Annotated in this window: 27 protein-coding genes; 13 read left to right on the top strand and 14 right to left on the bottom strand. The window is 59.2% G+C overall.

Annotated elements, in window-relative coordinates; genetic code table 11:
- Positions 1 to 23: 23 nt before the first annotated feature.
- A complete protein-coding gene (locus HCZ23_RS00645) occupies positions 24 to 830 on the bottom strand; it encodes an ABC transporter permease (protein WP_167599773.1) in 807 nt (268 codons plus the stop codon).
- 252 nt (positions 831 to 1,082) lie between these two features.
- On the opposite strand from HCZ23_RS00645, the gene HCZ23_RS00640 reads away from it, so the two are divergent.
- Complete coding sequence (locus HCZ23_RS00640) at positions 1,083 to 1,664, top strand: GcrA family cell cycle regulator (RefSeq protein WP_167599772.1); 582 nt, start codon at positions 1,083 to 1,085, stop codon at positions 1,662 to 1,664.
- Between the two features lie 244 nt (positions 1,665 to 1,908).
- Positions 1,909 to 2,484: a YceI family protein gene (locus tag HCZ23_RS00635; RefSeq protein WP_167599771.1), complete on the top strand. Its 576-nt coding sequence runs from the start codon at positions 1,909 to 1,911 to the stop codon at positions 2,482 to 2,484.
- Between the two features lie 80 nt (positions 2,485 to 2,564).
- On the opposite strand, the gene HCZ23_RS00630 is transcribed toward HCZ23_RS00635, so the two are convergent.
- Entirely contained in the window at positions 2,565 to 3,758 is a 1,194-nt protein-coding gene (locus tag HCZ23_RS00630) for a cytochrome b/b6 domain-containing protein (protein WP_167599770.1), read from the bottom strand.
- A gap of 128 nt (positions 3,759 to 3,886) precedes the next feature.
- Positions 3,887 to 5,149 carry an OmpP1/FadL family transporter gene (locus HCZ23_RS00625; RefSeq protein WP_167599769.1) on the bottom strand — a complete coding sequence of 421 codons (1,263 nt, stop codon included), beginning with the start codon at positions 5,147 to 5,149 and terminating at the stop codon, positions 3,887 to 3,889.
- A gap of 214 nt (positions 5,150 to 5,363) precedes the next feature.
- On the opposite strand from HCZ23_RS00625, the gene rimO reads away from it, so the two are divergent.
- The 4 genes from rimO to HCZ23_RS00605 all read left to right on the top strand — a co-directional run bounded on the left by rimO (position 5,364) and on the right by HCZ23_RS00605 (position 8,493).
- Positions 5,364 to 6,770, top strand: coding sequence for a 30S ribosomal protein S12 methylthiotransferase RimO (gene rimO / locus HCZ23_RS00620; RefSeq protein WP_167599768.1), 1,407 nt, complete (start codon positions 5,364 to 5,366; stop codon positions 6,768 to 6,770).
- A 59-nt stretch (positions 6,771 to 6,829) separates the two neighbouring features.
- Complete coding sequence (locus HCZ23_RS00615; protein WP_167599767.1) at positions 6,830 to 7,579, top strand: hypothetical protein; 750 nt, start codon at positions 6,830 to 6,832, stop codon at positions 7,577 to 7,579.
- Positions 7,580 to 7,701: 122 nt separating this feature from the next.
- Positions 7,702 to 8,094, top strand: coding sequence for a rhodanese-like domain-containing protein (locus HCZ23_RS00610; protein ID WP_167599766.1), 393 nt, complete (start codon positions 7,702 to 7,704; stop codon positions 8,092 to 8,094).
- Positions 8,095 to 8,103: 9 nt separating this feature from the next.
- The gene (locus HCZ23_RS00605) at positions 8,104 to 8,493 is read left to right on the top strand and encodes a thiol-disulfide oxidoreductase DCC family protein (RefSeq protein ID WP_167599765.1); all 390 of its coding nucleotides are present in this window, start codon (positions 8,104 to 8,106) and stop codon (positions 8,491 to 8,493) included.
- On the opposite strand, the gene HCZ23_RS00600 is transcribed toward HCZ23_RS00605, so the two are convergent.
- Both HCZ23_RS00600 and HCZ23_RS00595 read right to left on the bottom strand, forming a co-directional pair.
- The gene (locus tag HCZ23_RS00600; protein ID WP_167599764.1) at positions 8,475 to 8,825 is read right to left on the bottom strand and encodes a YigZ family protein; all 351 of its coding nucleotides are present in this window, start codon (positions 8,823 to 8,825) and stop codon (positions 8,475 to 8,477) included. The genes HCZ23_RS00605 and HCZ23_RS00600 overlap by 19 nt on opposite strands.
- Positions 8,826 to 8,840: 15 nt before the next feature.
- Positions 8,841 to 9,203, bottom strand: a complete 363-nt coding sequence (locus HCZ23_RS00595) for a diacylglycerol kinase (RefSeq protein WP_167599763.1) — start codon at positions 9,201 to 9,203, stop codon at positions 8,841 to 8,843.
- Between the two features lie 105 nt (positions 9,204 to 9,308).
- On the opposite strand from HCZ23_RS00595, the gene HCZ23_RS00590 reads away from it, so the two are divergent.
- A complete protein-coding gene (locus HCZ23_RS00590) occupies positions 9,309 to 9,848 on the top strand; it encodes a DUF4405 domain-containing protein (protein WP_167599762.1) in 540 nt (179 codons plus the stop codon).
- A gap of 53 nt (positions 9,849 to 9,901) precedes the next feature.
- On the opposite strand, the gene HCZ23_RS00585 is transcribed toward HCZ23_RS00590, so the two are convergent.
- From HCZ23_RS00585 to HCZ23_RS00570, 4 genes are all read right to left on the bottom strand, one after another.
- Positions 9,902 to 10,189: a DUF6455 family protein gene (locus HCZ23_RS00585; protein ID WP_167599761.1), complete on the bottom strand. Its 288-nt coding sequence runs from the start codon at positions 10,187 to 10,189 to the stop codon at positions 9,902 to 9,904.
- A 48-nt stretch (positions 10,190 to 10,237) separates the two neighbouring features.
- Positions 10,238 to 10,507 (bottom strand): DUF6455 family protein, encoded by a 270-nt coding sequence (locus HCZ23_RS00580; RefSeq protein ID WP_167599760.1) that lies wholly within the window; start codon positions 10,505 to 10,507, stop codon positions 10,238 to 10,240.
- Between the two features lie 165 nt (positions 10,508 to 10,672).
- Positions 10,673 to 11,671, bottom strand: coding sequence for a Hint domain-containing protein (locus HCZ23_RS00575; protein ID WP_167599759.1), 999 nt, complete (start codon positions 11,669 to 11,671; stop codon positions 10,673 to 10,675).
- A 178-nt stretch (positions 11,672 to 11,849) separates the two neighbouring features.
- On the bottom strand, positions 11,850 to 12,551 hold the full coding sequence (locus HCZ23_RS00570; protein ID WP_167599758.1) for a M48 family metalloprotease: 702 nt from the start codon (positions 12,549 to 12,551) through the stop codon (positions 11,850 to 11,852).
- A gap of 153 nt (positions 12,552 to 12,704) precedes the next feature.
- On the opposite strand from HCZ23_RS00570, the gene HCZ23_RS00565 reads away from it, so the two are divergent.
- Together HCZ23_RS00565 and HCZ23_RS00560 are read left to right on the top strand one after the other, a co-directional pair.
- Positions 12,705 to 12,944: a hypothetical protein gene (locus tag HCZ23_RS00565; RefSeq protein ID WP_167599757.1), complete on the top strand. Its 240-nt coding sequence runs from the start codon at positions 12,705 to 12,707 to the stop codon at positions 12,942 to 12,944.
- Positions 12,945 to 13,191: 247 nt separating this feature from the next.
- Complete coding sequence (locus tag HCZ23_RS00560) at positions 13,192 to 14,472, top strand: Shedu immune nuclease family protein (RefSeq protein WP_254869836.1); 1,281 nt, start codon at positions 13,192 to 13,194, stop codon at positions 14,470 to 14,472.
- Between the two features lie 100 nt (positions 14,473 to 14,572).
- On the opposite strand, the gene HCZ23_RS00555 is transcribed toward HCZ23_RS00560, so the two are convergent.
- Positions 14,573 to 14,860, bottom strand: coding sequence for a DUF167 domain-containing protein (locus tag HCZ23_RS00555; protein ID WP_175580855.1), 288 nt, complete (start codon positions 14,858 to 14,860; stop codon positions 14,573 to 14,575).
- An 81-nt stretch (positions 14,861 to 14,941) separates the two neighbouring features.
- On the opposite strand from HCZ23_RS00555, the gene HCZ23_RS00550 reads away from it, so the two are divergent.
- A complete protein-coding gene (locus tag HCZ23_RS00550) occupies positions 14,942 to 15,520 on the top strand; it encodes a nitroreductase (protein ID WP_167599755.1) in 579 nt (192 codons plus the stop codon).
- Complete coding sequence (locus HCZ23_RS00545; RefSeq protein WP_167599754.1) at positions 15,520 to 16,245, top strand: EI24 domain-containing protein; 726 nt, start codon at positions 15,520 to 15,522, stop codon at positions 16,243 to 16,245. Before HCZ23_RS00550 ends, HCZ23_RS00545 begins: the two co-directional genes overlap by 1 nt.
- Here HCZ23_RS00545 and HCZ23_RS00540 read toward each other — a convergent pair.
- Together HCZ23_RS00540 and mce are read right to left on the bottom strand one after the other, a co-directional pair.
- Positions 16,228 to 16,524: a DUF1467 family protein gene (locus HCZ23_RS00540; protein ID WP_167599753.1), complete on the bottom strand. Its 297-nt coding sequence runs from the start codon at positions 16,522 to 16,524 to the stop codon at positions 16,228 to 16,230. The genes HCZ23_RS00545 and HCZ23_RS00540 overlap by 18 nt on opposite strands.
- 1 nt (position 16,525) lies before the next feature.
- Positions 16,526 to 16,930, bottom strand: coding sequence for a methylmalonyl-CoA epimerase (gene mce, locus HCZ23_RS00535; RefSeq protein ID WP_167599752.1), 405 nt, complete (start codon positions 16,928 to 16,930; stop codon positions 16,526 to 16,528).
- Positions 16,931 to 17,097: 167 nt separating this feature from the next.
- On the opposite strand from mce, the gene HCZ23_RS00530 reads away from it, so the two are divergent.
- Complete coding sequence (locus tag HCZ23_RS00530) at positions 17,098 to 17,817, top strand: response regulator (RefSeq protein ID WP_167599751.1); 720 nt, start codon at positions 17,098 to 17,100, stop codon at positions 17,815 to 17,817.
- An 84-nt stretch (positions 17,818 to 17,901) separates the two neighbouring features.
- Here the strand turns inward: HCZ23_RS00530 and aspS are convergent, their stop codons facing one another.
- Both aspS and HCZ23_RS00520 read right to left on the bottom strand, forming a co-directional pair.
- Entirely contained in the window at positions 17,902 to 19,695 is a 1,794-nt protein-coding gene (gene aspS / locus HCZ23_RS00525) for an aspartate--tRNA ligase (protein ID WP_167599750.1), read from the bottom strand.
- A 128-nt stretch (positions 19,696 to 19,823) separates the two neighbouring features.
- A complete protein-coding gene (locus HCZ23_RS00520; protein ID WP_217703092.1) occupies positions 19,824 to 20,912 on the bottom strand; it encodes a phosphatase PAP2 family protein in 1,089 nt (362 codons plus the stop codon).
- A gap of 290 nt (positions 20,913 to 21,202) precedes the next feature.
- Here HCZ23_RS00520 and carB point away from each other — a divergent pair, with 290 nt between their 5' ends.
- On the top strand, positions 21,203 to 24,562 hold the full coding sequence (carB, locus tag HCZ23_RS00515) for a carbamoyl-phosphate synthase large subunit (RefSeq protein ID WP_167599748.1): 3,360 nt from the start codon (positions 21,203 to 21,205) through the stop codon (positions 24,560 to 24,562).
- The last annotated feature ends 8 nt before the right edge of the window (positions 24,563 to 24,570 follow it).

Here is a 24,570-nt window from a genome sequence, read left to right as displayed (position 1 = left end):
TCGGTCGCCCCGAGGCGGCCGCGTCAGGATTTCAGCTTGGTGCCGCGTTTGAAGAAGGTCCAATCGACAAAGACCACCACAGCCGTCACCGCCGTCATCACCGCAAGGCCCAGCCAGGGCGAGCTGTCCGAGGTGCCGATGATGCCGTAACGCACGCCGTCGATCAGGTAGAACACCGGATTCAGATGGGTCAGCACTTTGAACCACTGCGGCAGGGTTTCGACGGAATAGAAGGTGCCCGACAGAAACGACAGCGGCGTGATGATGAAATTGGTGATCGCGGCCATGTGGTCGAATTTCTGGCTCACAATACCTGCCAGAACGCCCAAACCCCCGATGAACAGCGCGCCCAAAAGGATAAAAGCAATCGCGAAGAGCGGATGATGCAGCGGCAGGCCGACAAAGATCGACATCACGGCCCAGATCGCGAAGGCCACGACCATGCCGCGCGCCACCCCGCCCGACAGGTAGCCGATCACCAACTCAGAGGGCGACAGCGGCGGCATCAGCGTGTCGACGATATTGCCCTGCACCTTCGAGATCATGATCGACGACGAGGTGTTGGCGAAAGCGTTCTGGATCACCGTCATGGTCAGGATGCCGGGCGCGAGGAAATGCACGAAGGGCACGCCCATCACATCGCCGCGCGAGGGACCGATGGCGAGCGTGAAAATCGTCAGGAACAACCCCGCCGTCACCAAAGGCGCCAGAAGCGTTTGCGTCCAGACCGCCAGAAACCGGCGGATCTCGCGCAGCATCAGCGTGTAAAGCCCCAGCCAATTGACGCGACCAAAGCGCCGCACTCCCATCTGAATTTCATATTCAGCCATGTTCATCCCCTTGTTCATCCCACATGCGCCTTGCTATATAGGCACGCGCCCCTCGTGTAGAGCCATGCGGAAGACCATTGTTTTTCCTGCTGGCCCGCTTGTAACCGCAAGCGTGGTGCTTAAAATAGGGGTTAGACGAAATTCTCAAGCACGCCTTGCCGGACTTTGGCCAATTTGGACCGCATATGTCTTGTGCAAGGGTGATCATGATGCGGGCGCAGCCCGGATCAGCAGACAACCGAAGGAAACACGATGTCCTGGACCGATGAGCGCGTCGAACTGTTGAAGAAAATGTGGGGCGAAGGTCAATCCGCCTCTCAGATCGCCAAGGAGCTTGGCGGTGTGACGCGCAATGCGGTGATCGGCAAGGTGCACCGTCTGGGCCTGTCGAACCGTGCCGGATCGGGCGCCGCCGCGAAACCCGCAGCCGCCCCCAAGGCGAAACCCGCAGCAGCCGCCAAACCCAAGACCGAAGCCAAGCCGAAGCCTGCCGCGAAACCGGCGGAGGCCCCTGTCTCCGCCGAGGCCGCCCCGAAACCGGTGAGCCCGGCGCGCCGCGCGATCATTCCGGCAGGGCAACCCCTGCCGCCGCAGCCCTCGACCAATGAGATCCCCGCCGAAGCTCTGGCGAAGGTCAACGAGGTCGAGAAAAAGGCCAAGAAGCTGTCGGTGATGGAACTGACCGAGAAGACCTGCAAATGGCCGGTGGGCGATCCGGCGACCGAAGACTTCTGGTTCTGTGGCCTGCCGTCGCAAGCCGGCAAGCCCTATTGCGAGGCCCATGTGGGCGTGGCCTTCCAGCCGATGTCCTCGCGTCGCGACCGTCGCCGCTGAGATTGCCCGCGCTGATATATGTGTGACCCCATGTAAACAGGTCGCCTTTCTGAAGAGAGGGGCGGCCTTTTTCAGGCTCACCCTGCGCATCACTGAACAGAATTCGCACAGATTTGGCGGTTTTCCGCATAGACCTGTTTGCTCACGCACAAAATCTGTTTGAGACTGCGGAATATGAGAGGGACCGGACAGCCGTTAGCTTTGGCGCATCTTAAACATCCATGCCAAAGAAAGCTTTGACATCATGAAAAACCTGCTTCTCTCCACCGCCGTTCTCATCGGCGCCGCCGCTGCCGCCAATGCCGAGCCGGTAAAATATGTGCTTGATCCGTCGCACAGCCAGATCGTGTTCTCCTACGAGCACCTCGGCTACTCCACCACCACCGGCATGTTCTCCGGCTTCGACGGTGAGATCATGTTCGACGAGGCCGATCCGGCCGCGTCCTCCGTCTCCGTGTCCTTCCCGACCGACAGCCTCTACACCGGCTGGGCCGAGCGCACCGCGCACTTCCTGACCGGCGACTTCTTCGGCGCCGAAGAGAACCCGACGATCTCCTTCGTGTCCACCGGCATCGAAGTGACCGGCGAAGACGAAGGTAAGATCACCGGAGATCTGACCATCAACGGCATCACCAAATCCGTCGTGATCGACGCCGAACTGACCCAAAAAGCCGACCACCCGATGGAGAACAAGCCCTGGGTCGGTTTTGACGGCGAGCTGACCGTGTTGCGCTCCGACTTCGACATGGGTCAATTCGCCCCCTACGTCTCCGACGAGGTCGAGATCGAAATCTCCATCGAAGCCACCCCGGCTGAGTAACTCTCGCCCTCCCCGAATGAAGAAGGCCGCCGGAGCGATCCGGCGGCCTTTTTGTTTGCTCGATTGAGGGACGCGGCGGCTTACTGCCGCACCGCCGTCAATTCGGTCGCGACCTCGACGCCAAAGCCCACCGTGCCCTCGTCCTCATAGCCCGCGCCCATGCCGAAGTCGCGGCGATCCAAGGCGGTGGTGCCAGACATCGTGGCGCGATCGCCGTCGAGTGTGAGATCGAAAGCCAGCGTCACGGGCACGGTCTGGCCGACCAGCGTGAGCGTGCCCACCGCCTCATGCGATGTGCCCTCAAGGCGCGTGATCTCGCCCGTGAAAGTCGCGGTCGCGTAAGTGTCTGTGTTGAAGAACTCCGGCCCCTGCGCCTGTTGCGTGACAGAGCCGAGCGACAAAGAGGTGGTGTCGATGGTGACCGTCACCTCGCCCGCACCGGTCTCGTCGTCATAGGCGATGGCGGCGGTCCAATTGGCAAAGCTGCCCTCGACCGGTGCGCCCATCTGGGTCACGGAGATCGTCAGGCTGCCCTGCTCCACCGCCCAAGCGGGAAGCTCGGAGGTGATCTCCACCTGCTCCATCGGCGCGGCGCTGGCCGCCTCTTCATGCTCCTGCAAAGGCACGACAAAGGGAAAGGCCACGACGGCAATCCAAAGCACGGCGGCCAGAACGGGAGGAAGCGCAGAGGCGTGGCTCGCGCCCTCGACACCCGCTTCCGTGCCGCGCAGCATGCGCGACAGCACGCCGTCTTTCTCGATCACCGCATGTTTGAGCGCGCCCAAAATGTGCAGCGCCACGGTGACGAAAATCACCCAGGCCGACAGCCCATGCACCGCGCCCGCCATCTGGGCGACGTCTTCGGATTTTGGCACGAAAGGCAGGTCCTGACCAAAGGGCCAGAGGATCGGGGCAAAGCCGGTTTCTGCGGAATGCATCACCCAGCCCGACAAGGGCATGATCAGGATCGCGCCGTAGAGCATCCAATGGATCACTTCGGCCAGCAAGGTCTCGGCCTTGCGCTCCGGATGCACTGGCACGGGTTTCGTCTGGGTGAACGCCCAGAGGATGCGCAGCACGGCGAGGCCAAGCACGGTGACGCCGATGGTTTTATGCACGGAATAGAGGGTTTGGAGCCGGTCAGCGGTCTCCGCCGTGCGGGGCGTGTTCTCGCCAATAAGACCAAGCGCGAGGTCCGCGAGGATCAAAAGCGCGATGGACCAGTGGAAAAAGCGCGCGGCGGCGCCGTAACGGGTGGCTGTGTTGGTGAGCATAGGGCGACCTGTGTGCGAGGAGATGTGCGTGTGAGTTTGACGCGAGGTTACCCGAAGGCCGTGCCCCAAGCATTAGCGCCGCCCGCACATTACCTGTGCGCGCGGCGTGCGATTTCGAACAGATCACGTCAGAAGCTGCGCGTCCACCCCACAGAAGCAGAGATTTGACGCATTTCAAGCTCTGCCGTACCACCGCCATTGGCCACGGGGATCGGCCCCGAGACGGTGTTTTCCGGCACGTAGGAAATCGAAAAATCGATCCGGTCTCGGTCATTGAGACGGCGCGACCCGCCGAAGGCAAAATGATCCTCGACCACGCCGGGGGCCAGGATGCCAAAGGTCACATCTTCGGACCCGATGGGATTGCTGGCATGGGCATAGCCCGCGCGCCAGGTCATATCGGGCGAGGCCTTCCATTCGACACCAAGCCGGATCACCTCGACGTCGTCCCAGCCAAAGCCCGCACCGCCATCGGCGCCCAACGCGCCTGCGTCCGACGCATTACCGACTGCGGGCATGTCCGAATAAAAGATTTTCTGATAATCGAGCATCAAGGCCAGATCGGGCGTCGGCGTATAGGCCAGCCCGACCGTGACGGAGGCCGGAATATCGAAATCCCCGCCACCTTCGAAGAGGCCCGCGTAGTCGTCGAATTCCGACATATCGAATTTGGTCTGCGCCGCAAGCCCGAGGGTCCATTGATCGCTCAGCTCATATTGCATCCCGAGCCGCAGCCCCAGCCCATAGGAAAATTCCAGCCCATTATTGGTGAGCGCCGATCCGTCCACCGACATACCGCTAAAGTTGACAAGACCTTTCGCTTCAAAGGCTTGCACGGCGACAGTTGGCGCGATCCCGTAGGAGAACCGGCCCAGTTTTTGCGCATAGGTCACGGACAGAAACAGTTGCGTCAGATCGACCCCGGCCTCACCGCCGCAATAAACCCCCGAGCCACCACCGCAATTGGCGTTGGCGACATCCGGGTAGGACGTGTTCATGCCGCCGTTGCCATAGGCCGAAAAGTTCACCACCGCGCCGTTCGCGAGCGGCAGGTTATAGGCCATGTTCGGCACCGGAAAGAACTCCTTGTCGGACTTGACTTCTCCCGGTGCGACGAACCCCGTGCCCGTGCCGGTATAGCCGCGGGACGGCGAAAAGGCCTGAAACCCGAAGGTCAGTTCCCGGCCCACCGTGGCGACCGAGGCCGGGTTGATCGCGCCCGACATGGCGTCCTGGGAATAGGCCACGCCCGCGCCAGCGACGCCGCGTGCGGCGGGGCTATAGCCCAGCGCGAAATAGCCCTCTGTCGCATGGCCCACCTCAGGCAGGAGGCTGACAGCGAGGCAGAGAATGACCGATCCCGCCACGCGGCTGTGTTCCATTGTTGTCATTGGTCCCTCCATGAGATCATATCGGGTGATGCCACGCTTCCTCCGGAACGGCGCGCACGCCCGACCTCGTGCGACGCAGGGCCATGGCTACAGCGGGTGTGATCACACGTCTGTGATCCGCATCAAGTTATGCGCATATTTCTACGCATATCCGCCCACGACGCCGCTTTATAAACGCTTTTCGCAGGGCCTCTTTCGGAGTATATCGCGCGACATGAGCCAGAACCCGCCAAATCTCCGCCCCGACCTTGCCCCGAAGCCCCAATTCGATGGGCCGCGCCGTGATGGCCAACCGACCATCGGCATGGTCTCTCTGGGCTGTCCGAAAGCCTTGGTCGACAGTGAGCGCATCCTGACGCGGTTGCGCGCAGAGGGCTATCAGATCAGCGCGGATTATTCCGGCGCGGACGCAGTGATCGTCAACACCTGCGGCTTTCTGGATAGTGCCAAGGCCGAAAGCCTTGAGGCCATCGGCGAGGCGTTGCAGGAGAATGGCAAGGTGTTGGTCACCGGCTGCTTGGGCGCCGATCCCGAATATATCACCGGCGTGCATCCGAAGGTTCTGGCCGTCACCGGTCCGCATCAATACGAACAGGTGCTGGACGCGGTGCATGCCGCCGTGCCGCCCGCACCCGATCCTTTTGTGGACCTGTTGCCCGCCACCGGCGTGAGCCTCACGCCCCGGCATTTCAGCTATCTGAAAATCTCTGAGGGCTGCAACCACGCCTGCAAATTCTGCATCATCCCGGACATGCGTGGCAAATTGCAATCGCGGCCTGTGCATGCGGTGCTGCGTGAGGCGGAGAAACTTGTGGAGGCGGGCGTCAAGGAATTGCTCGTCATCTCGCAGGACACCTCGGCTTATGGTCTGGATCGTCGTTACGAGGCCTTCCCGTGGAAGGACCGTGAGGTGCGCAGCCACATCACCGATCTGGCGCGCGAGTTGGGCCAACTGGGCGCGGCGGATGACCTCTGGGTCCGGCTCCACTACGTCTACCCCTACCCCCATGTGCGCGAGCTGATCCCGCTGATGGCGGATGCGGGCAATGCGGTGCTGCCCTACCTCGACATCCCCTTCCAACACGCCCACCCGGACACGCTCAAACGCATGGCGCGCCCTGCGGCCTCCGCGAAGGTTCTGGACGAGATCGCCGCCTGGCGCGCAATGGCACCCGACATCACGCTGCGCTCGACGTTTATTGTCGGCTATCCGGGGGAGACGGAGGAAGAATTCCAATACCTCTTGGACTGGATGGACGAGGCGCAGCTCGACCGTGTGGGCTGTTTCCAATACGAAAACGTCGATGGCGCGCGCTCAAACGCGCTGGCCGACCACGTCGCGCCGGAGCTGAAACAGGAGCGCTGGGAACGGTTCATGGAGAAGGCGCAGGCGATCTCCGAGGCCAAACTGGAAGCGAAAGTCGGCACCGTGCAGCAGGTCATCGTGGACGACATTGACGAAGACGGCATCGCCACCTGCCGCACCAAGGCCGACGCGCCGGAGATCGACGGGAACCTGTTTATTGATGAGGGGACTGAGGGGTTGAGTGTAGGGGATTTGGTGACTGTGGAGGTTGATGAGGCGGGTGAATACGATCTTTGGGGGTTCATTCGAAAATAGAAAACAGTCCGGGGGACTGTTTTCCCGAATGAACGAGATTTGAGACGTTAGGATTTCAAATGCTCTCTTGGTTCAGATTTCTTCGGAATTTTCCATTCGGAATTTTTCTTGGCTTCATCGCTGCGATGGGACTGTTTTGGTTTCTGGAGGCAGATTTGAACGATGACCTCACCAGATATGGAACCTACATTTTAACCGCATTGGCATCGCTTTTGGCGTCAGCAGCTGCATTTGCTACAGCTGTGTGGAATACAGAAAGACAGCGCGAAGCGCGACTACGAGCAGCACGCGCGGCCTTACCTATGGCATTGACGCATCTCATTTCAGTCGCGCGTTCAGGAATCGACTACTCTTTGAAAAGCAATATCTTCTTGGATGATTCCGATAATTTAGAAGAAGTTTCAAATGCAATCGAGATTCCACCTTCAATTCTGGAAATCCTCCGTTCCTGCATTGAAAATTCCGATGAAGAAACAGGCTTATGGCTCTCCCTAACTATTTCGCGTTATCAAGTTTATCGCTCTAGGCTTCTTGGCCTCATTGAAGACACCAACATGCCCTCAAGTGATTTTTATAGATCAAGTTACGCGGCGAATTGGTCACTATATCACGCCATCGTTGAACATTTATTTCGTTACGCTCGTGAAGGCATTCGCCCTGAAGCTTCATTTGAAACACAAAGACTTCATAGCCCTATGTTTGATCGCGCCGGACACCCTCTAGAAGCAGATATCCATAGAATACTTGAGGAAAGATATGCAGATTCATATTCAAGAACGGCTGAGGGCTTGACCTTCAAAGGTAACTAAGAACTCCGCAACCACCTCATTGAGGAAAGCTGAGCGATGACCATGTCATCGCTTGGTTTCCCACCGAAACCATTGCCCACCAAACCTCGAACCGGTTAACTCTCCCCCAAGAGGAGACCCCCATGCTCAAAAACTACAAAGACCTGCTCGCAGCCGCTCATGAGGTGATCGAGACGATCCCAACCCAAGACGCCATCCGCCTCACCCGCGACGACAGCATCGTCTTCGTCGATCTCAGAGACCGCAGAGAGCTGGAGCGCGAAGGCCGCATTCCCGGCGCCTTCCATTGCCCGCGCGGGATGCTCGAATTCTGGATCGACCCGGAGAGCCCCTATTACAAACCGAAGTTCGGCGAGGACAAAAAGTTCGTCTTTTACTGCGCCTCCGCCTGGCGGTCAGCTCTTGCGACGCAGACCTGTATCGAGATGGGGTTCACCAATGTGGCCCATGTGGCGGGCGGGTTTACCGCGTGGAAAATGCATGGCGGGCCTGTCGAAGAGGTCGAAAAGCACTAACTGTCCGCCATGAGCGACACAGAGCCAAAGACCAAAGTTCTCTATAATGACCAATGCCCGGTCTGTTCCTTTGAAATCAACCATTACAAAGGCTACGCGGAGCGTTGCGCGCTGCCGATCCGGTTTGACGATCTGAACACGGAGGCCGCGCGTTGGAGCATGGATGCGGATGTCGCGGCGCAGAGGTTGTATGTGGAAAAGGACGGGCAGCTCCTGTCCGGCATGCCCGCGTTTCGGGTGCTGTGGGCCGAGATGCCGCGCTATCGCTGGCTCGCGCGGGTGACGGGCTGGCCGGTGATCCGCCCCCTGTCGGAATTCGCCTATGACCGCGTGCTCGCGCCGCTGATTTACCGATGGCACAAGAAACGGCAAACACGCATTCAAAGCCGGTCGAGGTAATACCGCACCGCATCCTGCACATGGCGAAACCGGTCGCCGCCCAAGTGTTTGCCGCCATACCAGCGTGTTACGACGACAATCTGGCCGGTCACGCCCTCGCGCTCCAGCATCCGCAAGATCACCATCCCCGCCCCGCTTTCGCCGTCGTCATTCTTGAGAGGCGTGCCATCGGGCAGGATCACCCCCCAAGTGTTATGCGTGGCCTTGGCGAATTTCTTTTTGCGGCAGAGCTCTTTGAGAAAGGCCTTGGCCTCTTCCTCGGCCCCACAAGCGCCGCCGGAGACCGCATATTTCGAGCCGCGGTCGGATATGATGCCGTCATAAATCTGCATGAACCGCTTATAGGATCATGAGATCAGAACCGCCAGCCATGCCACACCGGCGGCAATCGCGGTCACCGTCACCGCGGCGGAGCCCGCGTCCTTGGCGGTTTTGGCCAGAGGATGTTCGCGATCCGAGATGTAATCCACCGCATCCTCAATCGCCGTGTTCAACAACTCGGCAGCCAAGATCAAAAGCCCCAGTGCGATCACCAGCCCGCGCTCCAACGCACTCAGATCAAGGACAAAGGCCACACACCCGGCGATAAGATTGGCCCAGACCCAGGTGCGGAACGAATGCTCCGAGCGCCACGCATAGCGCAGCCCCGCCACGCTCCAGACGGTGCGCAGGACCAGCCGTTTCGCGGTGTAGATCGCTTTGCCTTTCATATGTCTCCTCCCTGCCCGAGCATGGGCGAGGAAAAAGGCCAAGGCAAGCGACGGAAGAGACGCGCGCGCGCGTAGAAGAGGGCAGAGACAAGAAAGGCTTACACCATGTCCACGTTACGCAAATTCGCCACGCCGCTCACCATCGCCACATTCACCATTGTCGGCGTCACGGGCGTGCTTTGGTATTTCCATTTCATCACCTCCGCCGGGCGCTGGATGCATGAGATCATCGGGCTGGCGATGATGGTCGTGGTCGGGCTGCACGTCGTGTTGAACTGGCGCGCGTTCAAGACCTATTTCAAACGCCCGCTGGCGATCGGGATCATCGCTTTGGGCGTGGTGTTGACGGTTGGCGCCTATCTGGTGCCAGATCAGACTCAGGCCCGTGGTGGCCCACCGCAATTCGCAGCCTTCTCGAAATTCGCAGATGAGAGCCTGACCACCTTGGGGCCGATCTTTGACACGACGGGTGAGATTTTGGTGACCCGATTGGAAGACGCGGGCTACAGCGGCGCCTCGCCCGAGAGCACCGTCGCCGATCTGGCGGGCGACAATGTGCGGGCTCAGATGCAGGCGTTTTCCGTGCTGGCGTCTGACGGGACCTCTCTGGGCGGTCAGGGTCAGGGCGCGGCAGCGCGGGACTGACGCATCAAAAAAAGGGGCCTCACCGGCCCCTTTCTCATCTGCGGGAGAGCGACTTACTCAGCCGCAAGCTGGTTTTGAACCGCACGCACGTAGTTCAATTCCTGCGTGTTCAGGCAATAGTCCGGGGTCGCCTCTTGCGGCCCCTGATGGTCGAGCAGCCACAGGATACAGGCGTCATGCTGGGTACATTGCCCGCAGCGGACCTCCATATCGGCCAGTTCCTGCGTCGAGATTTCACCGGATGCGGCGGCACGCACCACATCTGCGCCAAGCCGGTCGGCCATGCCATGCATGAGGCAGGCGGATCCCGGTTTCAAGCGCGGAAGGATGTCTGTCGTCATATCTTCCTCCATTTTAATTTGGGGCGCTTCTGGCACCCGTGAGGCGGCTCAAGTGGCCGCGAGACGTTCAAGCTCGGCTTTGTTGCGGCAGTAGCGCGGTGCAGCCATGGCCGGGGCGTCCAGCTCGGCCTGGGCATCGAGAAACTTGACGCACATATCGGGGGCGGTGCAGCTCAGGCAGCGATAAACGCGGTTCCTGGCCTCGGTCTCAGAAAGCTCTTCGCCCCGTTGCGCACGCTCTTCCAGATCGACGCCCAAAGCGCCCGCCATACGCGCCACAAGGCGCGCGTGGGTCTCAAATGTCCCGAATTTGGTCATGACAGCCTCCGATGATATGCGTTTTTACATCCCACGAGGAAAAGACCATGGAGGGGGAAGCGCCTCTTTGATCCTGATCAACTGCGGGATCGGGGGCGGGTTTTCGCGGGTTTTCTTTCAAAACCGCGAAGAATTAAGGCATTGTTTACGGATTTTCCGAAACAATCACGCCGCGCGCCCGAAAAGAGCGGCCACGCTGCCCCGAATCTCGGGACGTGCCAAAGGCACGGCGGCGGCTTCGCCAAAGAGACGCAGCACCGGGAAAATTCGGAACAGCTCCGCGCGGGCGGCCTGCTCCAGCGTCTCCAATGTGGTTGCCCCCGGAAAGAAGCTCTCGGAAATCAGACCGCCGCTGTCCAAAAGCTCATGACGATCGAACATCAGATGCACATAGGTCACCTCGGTCAGGTCGGTCCGCTGACGGATGGTCTCGCCGTTGATCAACCACCGCGCGGGCACCAGAGCCTCCTCGAGCCCCGCGTAAAGCCGCACGCGATGTCCGGTGACGAGCACGCGGTGCTGCGGCGAGACCAAAATAGGGCGACGCGGCACATGACGGTCCAGCGCACCGCGTAAAATCTCGACCGGCGCTAAATCCGGCGCGCGCGTCAGGTCGATCTTTGATCGCCCGACCCAGCGCACCGGTTGCATTCCGTGATCGGCCGTCCAGACCAGATCGCCCACGGCGATGTCTTCGATGGGTTTCGGTCCGAGGCCCGTGCGCACCACGGAGCCTGCCGCGAAACAGATCGCGTCTTCGACCTCTGTCACCTGCAACTCGCCATCGTAATTGCCGCTGAAGGGGGCTGCGACCTCATCCGCCGAGGTGTAAACCATCGTCGCCCCATCCAGCCCGGAGATGTCGAGGATATAGCCGTTCTGGAACAGAACATGTTCGTCGCCTGCGCCCATGTTTTGGTCATTGTTGTTGTCGGGGTTCAGCCCCTCCATGATGACATTGCCATCGGCATCGGTCAGCCGCCAGAACTGGCCGTTGGTGAAGGTGTCAGACGGGTTCTGATAGACCTCGAGGTAATAGATATCCTCCGAGGTCCCAAGTGGGGTGACGCCGGAGACCGTGAGTTCGAGATTGGGTGGGTTCGTGCCGTTCAAAGAGGCGGAGCCATAGGTGCCGATCATGTCGCCGGTGATTTGAATTGCCATCTTTTGAACTGGCCCTCTGCGCCTTCTGCCCGATCTTGCAAGCCCGCGTTAAGGTTAACGACGGGCGTCTTCCGATCTGGGCGCAGAAGACGGCAAAATCTGGACAGAGGTTGGGTCAGATCATGATTATTCGCACAGGTCCCGTCACAGGCCCCGTCACAGGCCGGCGTGAGCGAATTTAGAGCGTGGCCATGGTGCGCCGCACGGTCTCGATCCTCTGGCCGTTCGGCGGGTGCGAGCCGAGGAACTGATCGCCCGGATCGGGGATGCGGGTGAAATAGGCCGCGCCGCGCAGAGGATCATAGCCTGCGTGATAGGAAATCACCGTGCCCAATCGATCGGCCTCCAGTTCATAATCCTTGGAATAGCGCCGCGCCCCCACCGTGGCACCGATGTCGCGCGCGCTGGACACGGCATTCGCATCGCCGCCCATGGCGGAGACCAGAATGCCACCCAGAATGGCCCCCGTCAGTGCGGTCTGCTGGGTGCGGGAGATATGGCCGGAGATATGGTGCGCCGCTTCATGGCCCATGATAAAAGCCAGTTCATCGTCATTTTGCACATCTTTCAAGAGCGCCGAAGTGAAGGTCAGAACCGGGCGCCCGCGATCATCCAGCGTCTGCCAGGCATTCGAGGGCGCGCGGGGATCGGTTTCCAGAACGATCTTGAAATCGCAATTCGCCTCCTGCGCCTCTCTGCGGCATTGCCGCTCCGCCACGGGTTCGACCCGGGACACGACGCGCTGGAAATCCGTTGTCGTCAACCCCGGCCCGGAGGACCGGCTCACCGGAGCGGTCACGGGCGCGCTCGGCACGGTTGTGGTTTCGACACAGCCCGCGAGGGTGGCTGCCACCAAGAGGGAAAGGCCTGCACGATACATTTTTCAGTCTCCGACACGTTTTGCCCAAATTTAGCGGCAAGCGCAGCCGCTGGCCAGTCACATCGCTGTAGCTCAGAACATACTGTGTCCTGTTCCGCGAATGATCGCTGAGAGCCTCTTGCTTTTGCCGGGCCGCAGGTGCAGCATCGCCTCATGTTTACCATCGAACACGATTTCGACGCGACGGTCGTCACCATAGTGGATGAGGGCGCGGCCCCTCTTCTCGAAGATGTCATCATCTCGGCCTTCGCGGAATGCGTGACGGTCGAACAACACGACCCGCGCACGGACCGCACCCATAAGATCACGCTCTCGCTGCAACAGCTGAGTGATCTGGGCGCGGCGCTTGATTTGCCGGAGGGGGCTTATCGGTTGTCTCCGGTGGAGGAATGACAGGGCTGGCTATGTCCTAAGGTGGCGTGCGGGATGGTCTTGAGTTGATGTCCGTTGTGCGGGACGGAGCGGGCTTTCGGAGACGCCATTCCAACGTCTGCTTTCGCCGAGCGTTCCAATGAGGCATAAAGCACCGACAAAGTTTCTCGACGCTGCCCATCTACTATTGATTCTATTGATTGGCTCCTGTGTCAGGCCCGCAAATTGTAGAGTGAAGGCCATAGGCACATTAAATAGGAGGTATTTATTGCATTTGATTGACTTTAATACCCGAAAGTCCAAGGTCATTTTTGAATACACGTCTGAGTTCAACAGTAATGCGTGGGTCCTCAGCGAACTTCGCAAGTCAGGTAGAGTCCGAATTTCCCGTGTATTCCGTTTTCAGAAAAGCGACCTAATTGACGCTGATCGACTGCTTAGTGAAGAAGCAATTCGTGATGCTGAGATCGACGATCAGGAAGTCTTGAGATTCAGGTTCGCAAAGAGCAAGAATGGATATCATCGCATCGCCGGTCGCCTGCTGGGTATCCGAAACGATGTCTGGCTACAGAAAGACGCCGTCGAACTTGAACGAAAGACGTTTGTGGCAGAACGCTATATTAATATCTTCGGACGGATCGCGCAGCTAAAAGAGGGTGAAAGTCCCATAGTCGTTGGCGATCCAGAGGAGATCGAGGCGGCGATTCCCCCCGAATTGTTCGAAGAACTCTTGGCCAATTTCCCGAATTCAGGCGAGATGAACCGCTATGCGTTGGCCCGCGTCGATGCGGTTGTTGGCGAAGCGATCCAGCCGATGAAAAGCGCACGGGAGGCATACGAGCGTTACCTTAATCGTCGCGTCTCTATTGTCACTGACAGACCGTTAGAACAGGACGTACTTTTCGAGGCTGAGATCCAGAAGTACCTCTACTTGCGCAACCTCATCTCGCAATGGCTGCAAGAAGAGGAAGACCGCAGCGAAGCGGACTGGCAGCGTATGATTGCCAAGATCGTTTTGCTTATCTTCCCGAAATACATAGCTGCACTCGAGAGCGTGCCGGTCATTGATGTCTATTCCGATCCTCTACGCTCCACGAAACGTGAAATCGATCTTTGCCTTGTGGATGCCAGTGGGGCGCTTGACGTTATCGAGATCAAGAAACCTTCCGCAGCGGCAGTTCTCGGTCGGACACTCTACCGCGACAACTTTGTTCCCACTCGTGAGTTGACCGGTGCCGTAGTCCAGACCGAAAAATACCTTTTCCATCTATCCAAGTGGGGTCTCAAAGGCGAACAAAAGCTGACCGAGAAGTTTCGGACCGATCTCCCAGATGGGCTTTCGATCCGAATTGCCAACCCCAAAGGATTAATTATCATGGGGCAAACGCCCATAGCTCGCAGAATTCGAGGACGGGCGCGCGATCATCAGCTCGATCTGGAGGTTATTAAACGGCAATACGCGAATATGGTAGACATTTTGACCTACGACGACCTACTTGCGCGACTAGATAACGTGATTGCGTCTCTACAGCGGCGTAAGCTTGGTTAGTAGGACGCGTGGTTACAGCTTCATTCCGAAGCCGACATTCGTGAGCCACGCAGCATTCGTCAAGTTGGGCTCCAACTGGAAATTCGCCCGGCCCCCAGCGTTACTCCACCCGAAACACCTTGTCCCGCGAGGTCTCGCCGCGGACCAGCGTCAGCGTCGATTTCGCCCGGCCCATTGCCTTGGCCAGGAGCTTGATGACGTCTTTCGTCGCCTTGCCGCCTTCGGGCACCGTCGTCACATAGACCCGCACCAAACTCTCTTCGGGCCTCTCTTCCGGCCCCTCTTCGACCACCACCGCATTGCGCGAGGCCTTGGGCGTCACGCGCACCGACAGCATCCCGTCGACGACGGCGGCCTCAAGCGCTGCTTTCAATTCCATCTTATCCATGCCTCCCTTTACCATCTGCGCGGTTGAAAACACCGACAAAAACGCCGACATGTTGCAGGACCCGCAGATGAAAGGCCTCCCATGCCCGCTCCCAATCCCGCAGCGCTCGATTTTCTTTTGACCCGTCGGTCCCGTCCGGCCAAGACGCTCACCACACCTGTGCCGGATCGCGGCACGCTCAAGACGCTGTTGACCGCCGCCGCGCGCACGCCGGATCATGGCAAACTTGAACCTTGGCGGTTCATCGTATTGGAAAAAGCCGCGCTCACCCGGTTGGCGGGGCGCATCGAACCTTTGGCGGCAAAGCTCGGCATCGAGCCGGAGAAGATCGAGAAAGCCAAGCGCCAATATTGCGACGCCGATCTCGCCGTGGCCGTGGTGTTTTCCCCGAAAGACAGCGAAAAAGTCCCCCACTGCGAACAGCTTTACTCTGCGGGCGCCGTTTGCCTGTCGCTGTTGAATGCGGCCTTGGCTGCGGGCTGGGGCGCGAATTGGTTGTCGGGCTGGGCTTCGCATGACCGCTCTTTCTGCGAAAAGGGCTTGGGCCTGGCCGAACACGAAAGCGTCGCTGGCTTCATCCATATCGGCACGGAGACCATGGCACCGCCGGAACGGCCCCGCCCCGATCTCGATCAGATCGTCGAGTGGGTCTCCGCGTGATGTTCAGCGATTTTTCCAAGGCGCTCGGCCAGTTGGGCGACAAGCGATTTCAATCCGTGCTGTTCAAAGGTCTCGGCCTCACTGTCGCGCTCTTGGTGGCGATCTATCTGGCCTTTGTCTGGGTGATCGGCGTCTTCGTCCCAGACACCTTCACCCTGCCCTTCATCGGCGAGATCACATGGATCGACAACGCGCTTTCCATCGGCTCGTTTTTCTTGATGATCGGACTTTCCGTGTTCCTGATGGTGCCGGTCGCCTCGGCATTTACCGGCATTTTCCTCGAAGAGGTCTCAGAGGCCGTCGAGGACGTGCATTACCCCGGATTGCCCGAGGTGCCGCGTCAGAGCCTGTCGGATATCGTCATGGATTCCTTGGGTTTTCTGGGCGTGATCGTCGTGGCAAACCTGATCGCCTTGGTGCTTTACCTGATCCTCAACATCGCCGCTCCCGTGATTTTCTGGGCCTTGAACGGCTTTCTTTTAGGCCGCGAATATTTTCAGATGGTTGCCATGCGCCGGCTGGGCCGCGAGGGCGCCAAGGCCGCGCGCAAACGCCATATGCCGGAGATTTGGCTGGCGGGGGCCTTGATGGCCATCCCGCTCACCATTCCTGTGGTCAATCTGCTGATCCCAGTTCTGGGCGCCGCAACCTTCACGCATATGTTCATGCGGCTCGAAGGCAAGGCACAGACATCAGAGCCACCCGGCTCAGCTGTCCGCCACTGACGGCAGCTTCGCGGTCCAATCGAGATCGTGCCAGCTGATCCAGCCAGAGGTGATGATCACAACCAGCACGCCCCAGATCACCGTCGCAATACCCGTCACCCAAAGTGCTTTGCGCTTCGGGTTGTAATTCGCGGGCGCGCCGTCATGGGTGCCTTCGACCTTGTCGATGCCGTTCTCATGGCGCAGATCTCCCTGGGTCTTGAGTCCGATCGGCAAGGCGACGAACATGGTCATGAACCATGTCACCGCGTAGAGCACGATGGCCGAGGTGATGCCCATCTCAGACCTGTTCCAACTCGACCAGACAACCGTTGAAATCTTTCGGATGCAGGAACAGCACCGGCTTGCCGTGGGCGCCGATTTTCGGCTCGCCAGAGCCAAGCACGCGCGCGCCCTCTTCCTTCAACTTGTCGCGGGCGGCGAGGATGTCGTCGACCTCGTAACAGATGTGGTGAATGCCCCCTGCCGGGTTCTTGTCGAGGAACCCTTGGATTGGGGACTCCTCCCCCAGAGGATAGAGCAGCTCGATCTTGGTGTTCGGCAGCTCGATGAAGACCACGGTCACGCCATGATCCGGCTCGTCCTGCGGCGGGTTCACCTTGGCGCCCAGCGTGTTGGCATATTGCGCAGATGCGGCTTCGAGGTCCGGCACGGCAATGGCGACGTGATTCAGGCGACCGATCATATTTCTCTTCCTCCATGAAATATCCGCCCGTTTATCGCCCGAGACCGGGGTTCCCGCAAGGCATTTAGGGACCAGATAACGCTCACATTGACCGTCCCGTCTCAAGGTTAACCAGTCATTCACCAGTTCTGCGGTTTACTCCGAGTCGCACTGGATGGAGCTGAACAATGAGTGATGAACTTGAACGCCTGTTGACGATACAGGCCCCGACCGCGGAGCGCCCGCTCCTTGGACTGACCGTTTTGGTTGTCGAAGACAGCCGATTTGCCTCGGAAGCGATGCGGCTTTTGTGTCTGCGCTCAGGCGCGCGCATTCGACGGGCCGACAGCCTGAGTTCTGCACGCAAGCATCTGCGCGTCTATCGTCCCAATGTGGTGATCGTCGATCTCGGCCTCCCGGACGGCTCCGGGGCTGAGCTGATCGACGAACTGTCCCACGCCCGTCCGCGCGTCGATGTGGTGTTGGGCATGTCGGGTGACAGCGGGGCGGAGGCTCTGGCGATTGCGGCCGGTGCCGACGGGTTCATCGAAAAACCGATTTCGTCTCTGGGTGCCTTTCAGGAATGCGTTCTCTCCTGTCTGCCCGAGGACGTGCGCCCCGAGGGGCTTCATGCCGTCAGCGACGATATGATCAACCCCGACCCCATCGCGCTTCAGGATGATTTCGTCCATATCGCCGATCTTCTGACCACCGACGGCGGCGAAGATCTTTTGGATTACATCGCGCAATTTCTCTCTGGTGTCGCGCGCACGGCGGGGGATGCGGAGATGGAAGTGGCGGCACAGGCACTGGTCTATCATCGCGAAAAAGGCATGCCCTACGGCTCCGACGTGGCGCGGATCGCGGGGCTTGTGCAATCCCGGATCGAGCCACGCAAAGTCGTATAACAGCTTCGGTCCATCCATAGAAAAAGGGCGCCGGAATGTTCCGCGCCCTTTTTTTGATGTCTGTTTTAAACCGAACCGAGCGGCTTAGTCTTCCTGCGGAATGACCCGCAGGTTCAACTCGCGGAGCTGTTCATTTGTCGGCTCCGACGGTGCGCCCATCATCAGGTCTTCGGCACGTTGGTTCATCGGGAAGAGCATGACTTCGCGGATGTTGTCCTGATCGGCGAGGATCATCACCGCGCGGTCGATGCCCAAAGCACAGCCCCCGTGCGGCGGCGCGCCGTATTGGAAGGCGTTGACCATGCCACCAAAGCGTTTCTCGACCTCATCCTTGCCATAGCCCGCGATCTCGAAGGCTTTGAACATGATCTCCGGTTTGTGGTTCCGGATCGCGCCCGACACCAGCTCGTAGCCGTTACAGGCCAGGTCATATTGGTTGCCCAGCACCTTGAGCGGATCGCCCAAAAGCGCGTCCATCCCGCCCTGCGGCATGGAGAAGGGGTTGTGTTCAAAGTCGATCTTGCCGGTCTCTTCGTCCTGCTCGTAGATCGGGAAATCGACGATCCAGGCGAATTTGAACGCATCGCGCCAGTTCTCGTCCTCGGGCGCTTTCGGCGTCTCTTCCCAGATCACGGTGCGGGCCTTGCCCGCCACACGCTCAAAGCTCTTCGGCTTGCCGCCGAGGAAGAAGGCCGCATCGCCCACTTCCAGACCCAACTGCTGACGGATCGCCTCGGTGCGTTCCGGGCCGATGTTTTTCGCGAGCGGTCCGGCGGCTTCCATACCGTCGCCCTGATCGCGCCAGAAGATATAGCCCATCCCCGGCAGGCCCTCTTGTTGGGCGAATTTGTTCATCCGGTCGCAGAATTTGCGCGAACCGCCTTTCGGCGCCGGAATGGCGCGGACTTCATTGCCCTCTTGTTCGAGGAGCTTGGCGAAGATCGCAAAACCAGAGCCACGGAAGTGCTCGGAGACATCCTGCATCTTGATCGGGTTCCGGAGGTCCGGCTTGTCGGTGCCGTACCAAAGCGCCGCGTCTTTGTACGAAATCTGCGGCCAATCGCGGTTCGATTTCCGGCCCTTGCCGAATTTGTCGAACATGTCGGCGATCACCGGCTCCATCACATCAAAGATGTCCTGTTGCGTGACAAAGGACATTTCCATGTCGAGCTGGTAGAAATCCGTCGGCGAACGATCCGCACGCGGGTCTTCGTCACGGAAGCACGGCGCGATCTGGAAATATTTGTCAAAGCCCGAGACCATCAGAAGCTGTTTGAACTGCTGCGGCGCCTGCGGCAGGGCGTAGAATTTGCCCGGGTGCAAACGGGAGGGCACCAAAAAGTCACGCGCGCCTTCCGGCGAGGACGCCGTGATGATCGGCGTCTGGAATTCGTTGAACCCGTTGCCCCACATGCGCTGACGCAGGTCTTGGACAACCTGAGAGCGCATCACCATGTTCTTCTGCATCTGCTCACGGCGCAGATCGAGGTAACGGTATTTGAGACGAGTCTCTTCCGGGTATTCCTGATCGCCGAAGACCATGAGCGGCAGCTCGGCGGAGGCGCCCAGCACCTCGAGATCGCGCACGAAAACCTCGATCTCGCCGGTCGGGAGTTTCGGGTTCACCAGCTCCGCATCACGCGCCTTCACCGTGCCATCGATGCGGATACACCATTCGGAGCGGACTTTTTCCATCTCGGAAAACACCGGGCTGTCCGGGTCGCAAAGCACCTGCGTCATACCGTAATGGTCGCGCAGATCGACGAAAAGAATGCCGCCATGATCCCGGATGCGATGCACCCAGCCGGAGAGGCGCACGCTGTCGCCCACGTTGGAGTTGTTCAATTCGGCGCAGGTATGGCTGCGGTAGACATGCATGGATCGGATCCCTTTAGGAGATGTGGGCAATCGTTTCGAAAACGCTCGCGCTGATACACAAGGCCCAGCGCGGAAAGTCAAGCCTCAGGGGGAAAGCAGCACGGGCTTCGATCCAATTAATGTAGGTTTCATTCAGCAGGGATTGGCGCGCAGGCGACCGGAACCCGAACCTCGCGGCGCAGCATCATCCAATTGCAAACCGAGATCACAAAGAGTGAGGCATAACCATCAACCGCATAATGCCAGCCAAGATAAACGGAGAGCACGAGGAAGGCCCCGATCAGTCCCAAAGCCGCCAGTCGCATGGCATGACCAAAGGCCTGACCATACATTGGCGCAACAAATGCATTTTGATGATCACGGCCAAGGCGCAAAAGATAGAGGCCGCAAACAGTTGCCATTCCGACGTGAACTGACGGAAAAGCTGAGATGCCCGACCCCACCATATGCATACTCTCGGCATAAGCCCCCCAGAGATCGTCGCGCACAGCAAGGAGCGCTTTGGCGTCTGGGCGCTCCAAAAGCGCCACCACCGACCGATGTACCTCTACATCAACCCCCGTCGCCAGTCCCGCGAAAATCGGCCCGGCGGACATGAAGATCAGCGCCATGATGTTACCTAGACCGATCCAGCAAATTGCCCAGAGCCCGATAAACTGGCGCACACGGGTCTCGTTCCTGTCAAAGGCGATCAGGAGAACGGGCAGAAAAGTCGCCACGAAAACCCAGGAGTTCATGTAAAAAGCGTAAAGCTTATGGGTGTTATACCGTGACAGACCCGCCAGGAAATCCCTTGGGTTATGTCCGAAATGCAAAAACAGGTCCAATTGCGTGAACATGTCATCTGCCCAGAAAGGCACAACCATTGTCAGTTTGTTTTTCACAAGACTGAACATCAGAGTGAAGATAGAACAGTACATAATCGCGGCGACAATCTGGAGAATTTTCGTCAGATTGAACTCGCGGGCCTTGCCCCAAAGGACCAATGCAATCGCCAGAACGATATAGGCCCAAGTGGGCGCGAAAACCGACGCAAGGCGCACAAACCCCGGCAGAGCAAGCACCAGTCCTTGTATCAAAGCAAGCGGGTTGGCTCCAAGCAAGACGAGAAACAAGGCACCGATGAAAGCATACATCAGCGTCAAAAGACCTAAGAAGGCCGGCCCGGAGAGCGGCTCAAAAGGTTTTAGCATAGTCTGCATCGTCAAACGCCCCAATGACTACTATTTAAAATCTGCGATCCACCAAGGCGATTCTCGCCCGCGATGTGGCACACCACGTCTTGATCAAAGACCTTCATCGCGACGAATTAAGGCCTTTTTGGGATCGTTGTTATGGCAAATTCTCGACAGCTTCGATCCTTGTCACCGCTACTGAATGGTATCTCATGCAGATTCCGGGAAATCCGCCCTTGCACCCTCGCCCGTCATGACTATAACCCACGACAATTTGCGCGCGCCCTGCTCGGCACGTGTCGAAGCTGCTCAAACATAGTCCGGGGTCTGCCATGCCGAAGAGAACCGATATTTCCTCCATCATGATCATTGGTGCGGGGCCGATCATCATCGGGCAAGCCTGTGAATTCGACTATTCCGGTGCGCAGGCCTGTAAGGCGCTCAAGGAAGAGGGCTACCGGGTCATTCTGGTGAACTCCAACCCCGCGACGATCATGACCGATCCAGACATGGCCGATGCGACCTATATCGAGCCGATCACGCCGGAAGTCGTCGCCAAGATCATCGAGAAAGAGCGCCCTGATGCGCTTTTGCCCACCATGGGCGGTCAGACCGGCCTCAACACCTCTCTGGCGCTCGCCGACATGGGCGTGTTGGAGAAATTCAACGTCGAGCTGATCGGCGCGAAACGCGAAGCCATTGAAATGGCAGAGGATCGCAAGCTGTTCCGCGAGGCGATGGACCGTCTCGGCATCGAGAATCCGAAAGCCGACATCGTCGCCGCGCCGAAGCTTGAGAGCGGCAAATACGACATCGGTGCGGGCATGAAGATCGCCATGGATGCGCTTGAGCACATCGGCCTTCCGGCCATCATCCGCCCCGCCTTTACGCTCGGCGGCACCGGCGGTGGCGTGGCCTACAACCGCGACGACTACGAGAAAATCTGTCGCTCGGGTCTCGAGGCCTCTCCGGTGGCGCAGATTCTCGTCGATGAGTCGCTTCTGGGCTGGAAAGAATATGAGATGGAGGTGGTGCGCGACACCGCTGACAACGCCATCATCGTCTGTTCCATCGAGAACGTCGATCCGATGGGTGTGCACACCGGCGACTCGGTCACCGTGGCCCCTGCGCTGACGCTCACCGACAAAGAATATCAGATCATGCGGACGCATTCGATCAACGTGCTGCGCGAGATCGGCGTCGAAACCGGCGGCTCCAACGTGCAATGGGCTGTGAATCCGGTCGACGGCCGCATGGTTGTGATCGAAATGAACCCGCGCGTGTCGCGCTCTTCCGCTCTGGCGTCGAAAGCCACGGGTTTCCCGATTGCGAAAATCGCCGCGAAACTGGCCGTGGGTTATACGCTCGACGAGTTGGACAACGACATCACCAAGGTGACGCCCGCGTCCTTTGAGCCGACCATCGACTATGTCGTCACAAAGATTCCGAAATTCGCCTTCGAGAAATTCCCGGGCTCCGAACCGAACCTCACCACCGCGATGAAATCCGTGGGCGAGGTCATGGCGATTGGCCGGACCTTCCACGAGTCGATGCAAAAAGCGCTGTCCTCAATGGAATCGGGTCTAACCGGCTTTGACGAGATCGAACTGCCGGAAATGCCGAAAGCCGCCGACATTGTCGAGGCCGACGGCGCCGCGACCACGCTTCCGCGTATCCTTCTGGGCGCCGATGAGGCCGCACAGCAAAAGATCGACAAATCCGTCACCCGCGAGCTGGCAAAAGCCACGCCGGATCGTCTGCGTGTGATTGCCCAAGCCATGCGCTTTGGCTTCTCCGACGAGGAAATTCAGGAGATCAACAGCTTTGATCCCTGGTTCCTCGCCCGTATTCGCGAGATTCTCGTGGCCGAAGCCGAGGTCAAACGCGATGGCCTTCCGGTCACCGAAGAGGGCCTGCGCAAGCTCAAGATGATGGGCTTCACCGACGCGCGTCTGGCGAAACTGACGGGCCGCGACGAGGCCAATGTGCGCCGTGCGCGTCGCAACCTCGGTGTCACCGCCGTGTTCAAACGCATCGACACCTGTGCCGCCGAATTCGAGGCGCAAACGCCCTATATGTATTCCACCTACGAGGCCCCGATGATGGGTGAGGTGGAATGCGAGGCACGGCCGTCGGATCGCAAGAAAGTCGTCATTCTGGGCGGTGGTCCGAACCGGATCGGCCAGGGTATCGAGTTCGATTATTGCTGCTGTCATGCCTGTTTCTCGCTGACCGAACAGGGTTACGAGACGATCATGATCAACTGTAACCCGGAGACCGTGTCGACCGACTATGACACCTCCGATCGACTCTATTTCGAGCCGCTGACCTTTGAACACGTGATGGAAATCCTGCGTGTCGAACAGGAAAACGGCACGCTCCACGGCGTCATCGTTCAGTTCGGCGGTCAGACGCCGTTGAAACTCGCCAACGCTTTGGAGGCCGAAGGCATTCCGATCCTCGGCACCTCGCCGGACGCGATTGACCTGGCCGAAGACCGCGAGCGGTTCCAGGACCTCGTCAACCGTCTGGAGCTAAAGCAACCGACCAACGGCATCGCCTCCACCGACGCGGAAGCCATTGAAATTGCGGCTGGTATCGGCTTCCCGCTGGTCATCCGCCCGTCCTACGTACTGGGGGGGCGCGCGATGGAAATCGTCCGCGATATGGAGCAGCTCAAGCGCTACATCTCGTCGGCCGTGGTCGTCTCCGGCGACAGCCCGGTTCTGTTGGACCACTACCTGTCAGGTGCGACCGAGATCGACGTCGATGCGCTTTGCGATGGCGAAAAGGTCCACGTCGCGGGCATCATGCAGCACATCGAGGAAGCGGGCGTCCACTCCGGTGACAGCGCCTGTTCGCTGCCGCCCTACTCTCTCAAACCCGAGATCATCGAAGAGCTGAAACGTCAGACCGAAGCGCTGGCGCTTGAGCTCAACGTCGTGGGTCTGATGAACGTGCAATTCGCCGTGAAAGACGACGTGATCTACCTCATCGAGGTGAACCCGCGTGCGTCCCGCACCGTGCCCTTTGTCGCGAAGGCCGTGAACAGCCCCATCGCCTCCATCGCCGCGCGCGTTATGGCGGGCGAGAAGCTCGACACATTCGATCTGGTCGCGCCCGAAGGGACGGGTCGCTTTGCTGTGAAAGAGGCCGTCCTGCCCTTTGCCCGGTTCCCCGGCGTGGACACCATTCTCGGCCCGGAAATGCGCTCCACGGGCGAGGTCATGGGCGCGGACAAGAGCTTTGCGCGGGCTTTCCTCAAGGCGCAAATGGGCGCAGGCACCGATCTGCCGCGCTCGGGCAAGGTCTTCCTGTCGGTGAAAAACTACGACAAGAAACCGAAGATGGTCGAAGCGATGCAAACGCTTGTGGATCTGGGTTTCGAAATCGTCGCGACCCGCGGCACGGCCAAATTCCTCAAGGAAAATGGCATCGAGAGCCAGATCGTGAACAAGGTTTACGAGGGCCGTCCGAACATCGTCGACATGATGAAAAACGGCGAGATCGCTTTGGTGCTGAACACCACGGAAGGCCAGCAAGCCTTGGATGACTCGCGCGAAATCCGCTCCGTCGCGCTCTACGACAAGATCCCGTATTTCACCACCGCCGCCGCCAGCCACGCCGCCGCGATGGCGATCAAGGCGCGGTTGGAAGGGGATATTGAGGTGTTGAGCTTGCAGGACGTGTAAAGAAATTG

The organism is Celeribacter sp. HF31 (assembly GCF_011806455.1).
Lineage (GTDB): Bacteria > Pseudomonadota > Alphaproteobacteria > Rhodobacterales > Rhodobacteraceae > Celeribacter.
This window is presented reverse-complemented; position numbering and strand designations above follow the sequence as displayed.

Excerpts from the sequence above, each read along its gene's own strand:
- HCZ23_RS00640 (WP_167599772.1), top strand. The coding sequence starts at position 1,083 with ATGTCCTGGACCGATGAGCGCGTCGAACTGTTGAAGAAAATGTGGGGC.
- HCZ23_RS00570 (WP_167599758.1), bottom strand. The coding sequence starts at position 12,551 with ATGTATCGTGCAGGCCTTTCCCTCTTGGTGGCAGCCACCCTCGCGGGC.
- HCZ23_RS00550 (WP_167599755.1), top strand. The coding sequence starts at position 14,942 with ATGCCCGCTCCCAATCCCGCAGCGCTCGATTTTCTTTTGACCCGTCGG.
- HCZ23_RS00600 (WP_167599764.1), bottom strand. The coding sequence starts at position 8,825 with ATGCAGATTTATGACGGCATCATATCCGACCGCGGCTCGAAATATGCG.
- HCZ23_RS00555 (WP_175580855.1), bottom strand. The coding sequence starts at position 14,860 with ATGGATAAGATGGAATTGAAAGCAGCGCTTGAGGCCGCCGTCGTCGAC.
- HCZ23_RS00565 (WP_167599757.1), top strand. The coding sequence starts at position 12,705 with ATGTTTACCATCGAACACGATTTCGACGCGACGGTCGTCACCATAGTG.
- HCZ23_RS00580 (WP_167599760.1), bottom strand. The coding sequence starts at position 10,507 with ATGACCAAATTCGGGACATTTGAGACCCACGCGCGCCTTGTGGCGCGT.
- HCZ23_RS00540 (WP_167599753.1), bottom strand. The coding sequence starts at position 16,524 with ATGGGCATCACCTCGGCCATCGTGCTCTACGCGGTGACATGGTTCATG.
- mce (WP_167599752.1), bottom strand. The coding sequence starts at position 16,930 with ATGATCGGTCGCCTGAATCACGTCGCCATTGCCGTGCCGGACCTCGAA.
- HCZ23_RS00575 (WP_167599759.1), bottom strand. The coding sequence starts at position 11,671 with ATGGCAATTCAAATCACCGGCGACATGATCGGCACCTATGGCTCCGCC.
- HCZ23_RS00585 (WP_167599761.1), bottom strand. The coding sequence starts at position 10,189 with ATGACGACAGACATCCTTCCGCGCTTGAAACCGGGATCCGCCTGCCTC.
- HCZ23_RS00590 (WP_167599762.1), top strand. The coding sequence starts at position 9,309 with ATGTCCACGTTACGCAAATTCGCCACGCCGCTCACCATCGCCACATTC.
- HCZ23_RS00625 (WP_167599769.1), bottom strand. The coding sequence starts at position 5,149 with ATGACAACAATGGAACACAGCCGCGTGGCGGGATCGGTCATTCTCTGC.
- aspS (WP_167599750.1), bottom strand. The coding sequence starts at position 19,695 with ATGCATGTCTACCGCAGCCATACCTGCGCCGAATTGAACAACTCCAAC.
- HCZ23_RS00545 (WP_167599754.1), top strand. The coding sequence starts at position 15,520 with ATGTTCAGCGATTTTTCCAAGGCGCTCGGCCAGTTGGGCGACAAGCGA.
- HCZ23_RS00645 (WP_167599773.1), bottom strand. The coding sequence starts at position 830 with ATGGCTGAATATGAAATTCAGATGGGAGTGCGGCGCTTTGGTCGCGTC.
- HCZ23_RS00630 (WP_167599770.1), bottom strand. The coding sequence starts at position 3,758 with ATGCTCACCAACACAGCCACCCGTTACGGCGCCGCCGCGCGCTTTTTC.
- HCZ23_RS00595 (WP_167599763.1), bottom strand. The coding sequence starts at position 9,203 with ATGAAAGGCAAAGCGATCTACACCGCGAAACGGCTGGTCCTGCGCACC.
- carB (WP_167599748.1), top strand. The coding sequence starts at position 21,203 with ATGCCGAAGAGAACCGATATTTCCTCCATCATGATCATTGGTGCGGGG.
- HCZ23_RS00610 (WP_167599766.1), top strand. The coding sequence starts at position 7,702 with ATGCTCAAAAACTACAAAGACCTGCTCGCAGCCGCTCATGAGGTGATC.
- HCZ23_RS00530 (WP_167599751.1), top strand. The coding sequence starts at position 17,098 with ATGAGTGATGAACTTGAACGCCTGTTGACGATACAGGCCCCGACCGCG.
- HCZ23_RS00635 (WP_167599771.1), top strand. The coding sequence starts at position 1,909 with ATGAAAAACCTGCTTCTCTCCACCGCCGTTCTCATCGGCGCCGCCGCT.
- HCZ23_RS00605 (WP_167599765.1), top strand. The coding sequence starts at position 8,104 with ATGAGCGACACAGAGCCAAAGACCAAAGTTCTCTATAATGACCAATGC.
- rimO (WP_167599768.1), top strand. The coding sequence starts at position 5,364 with ATGAGCCAGAACCCGCCAAATCTCCGCCCCGACCTTGCCCCGAAGCCC.
- HCZ23_RS00615 (WP_167599767.1), top strand. The coding sequence starts at position 6,830 with ATGCTCTCTTGGTTCAGATTTCTTCGGAATTTTCCATTCGGAATTTTT.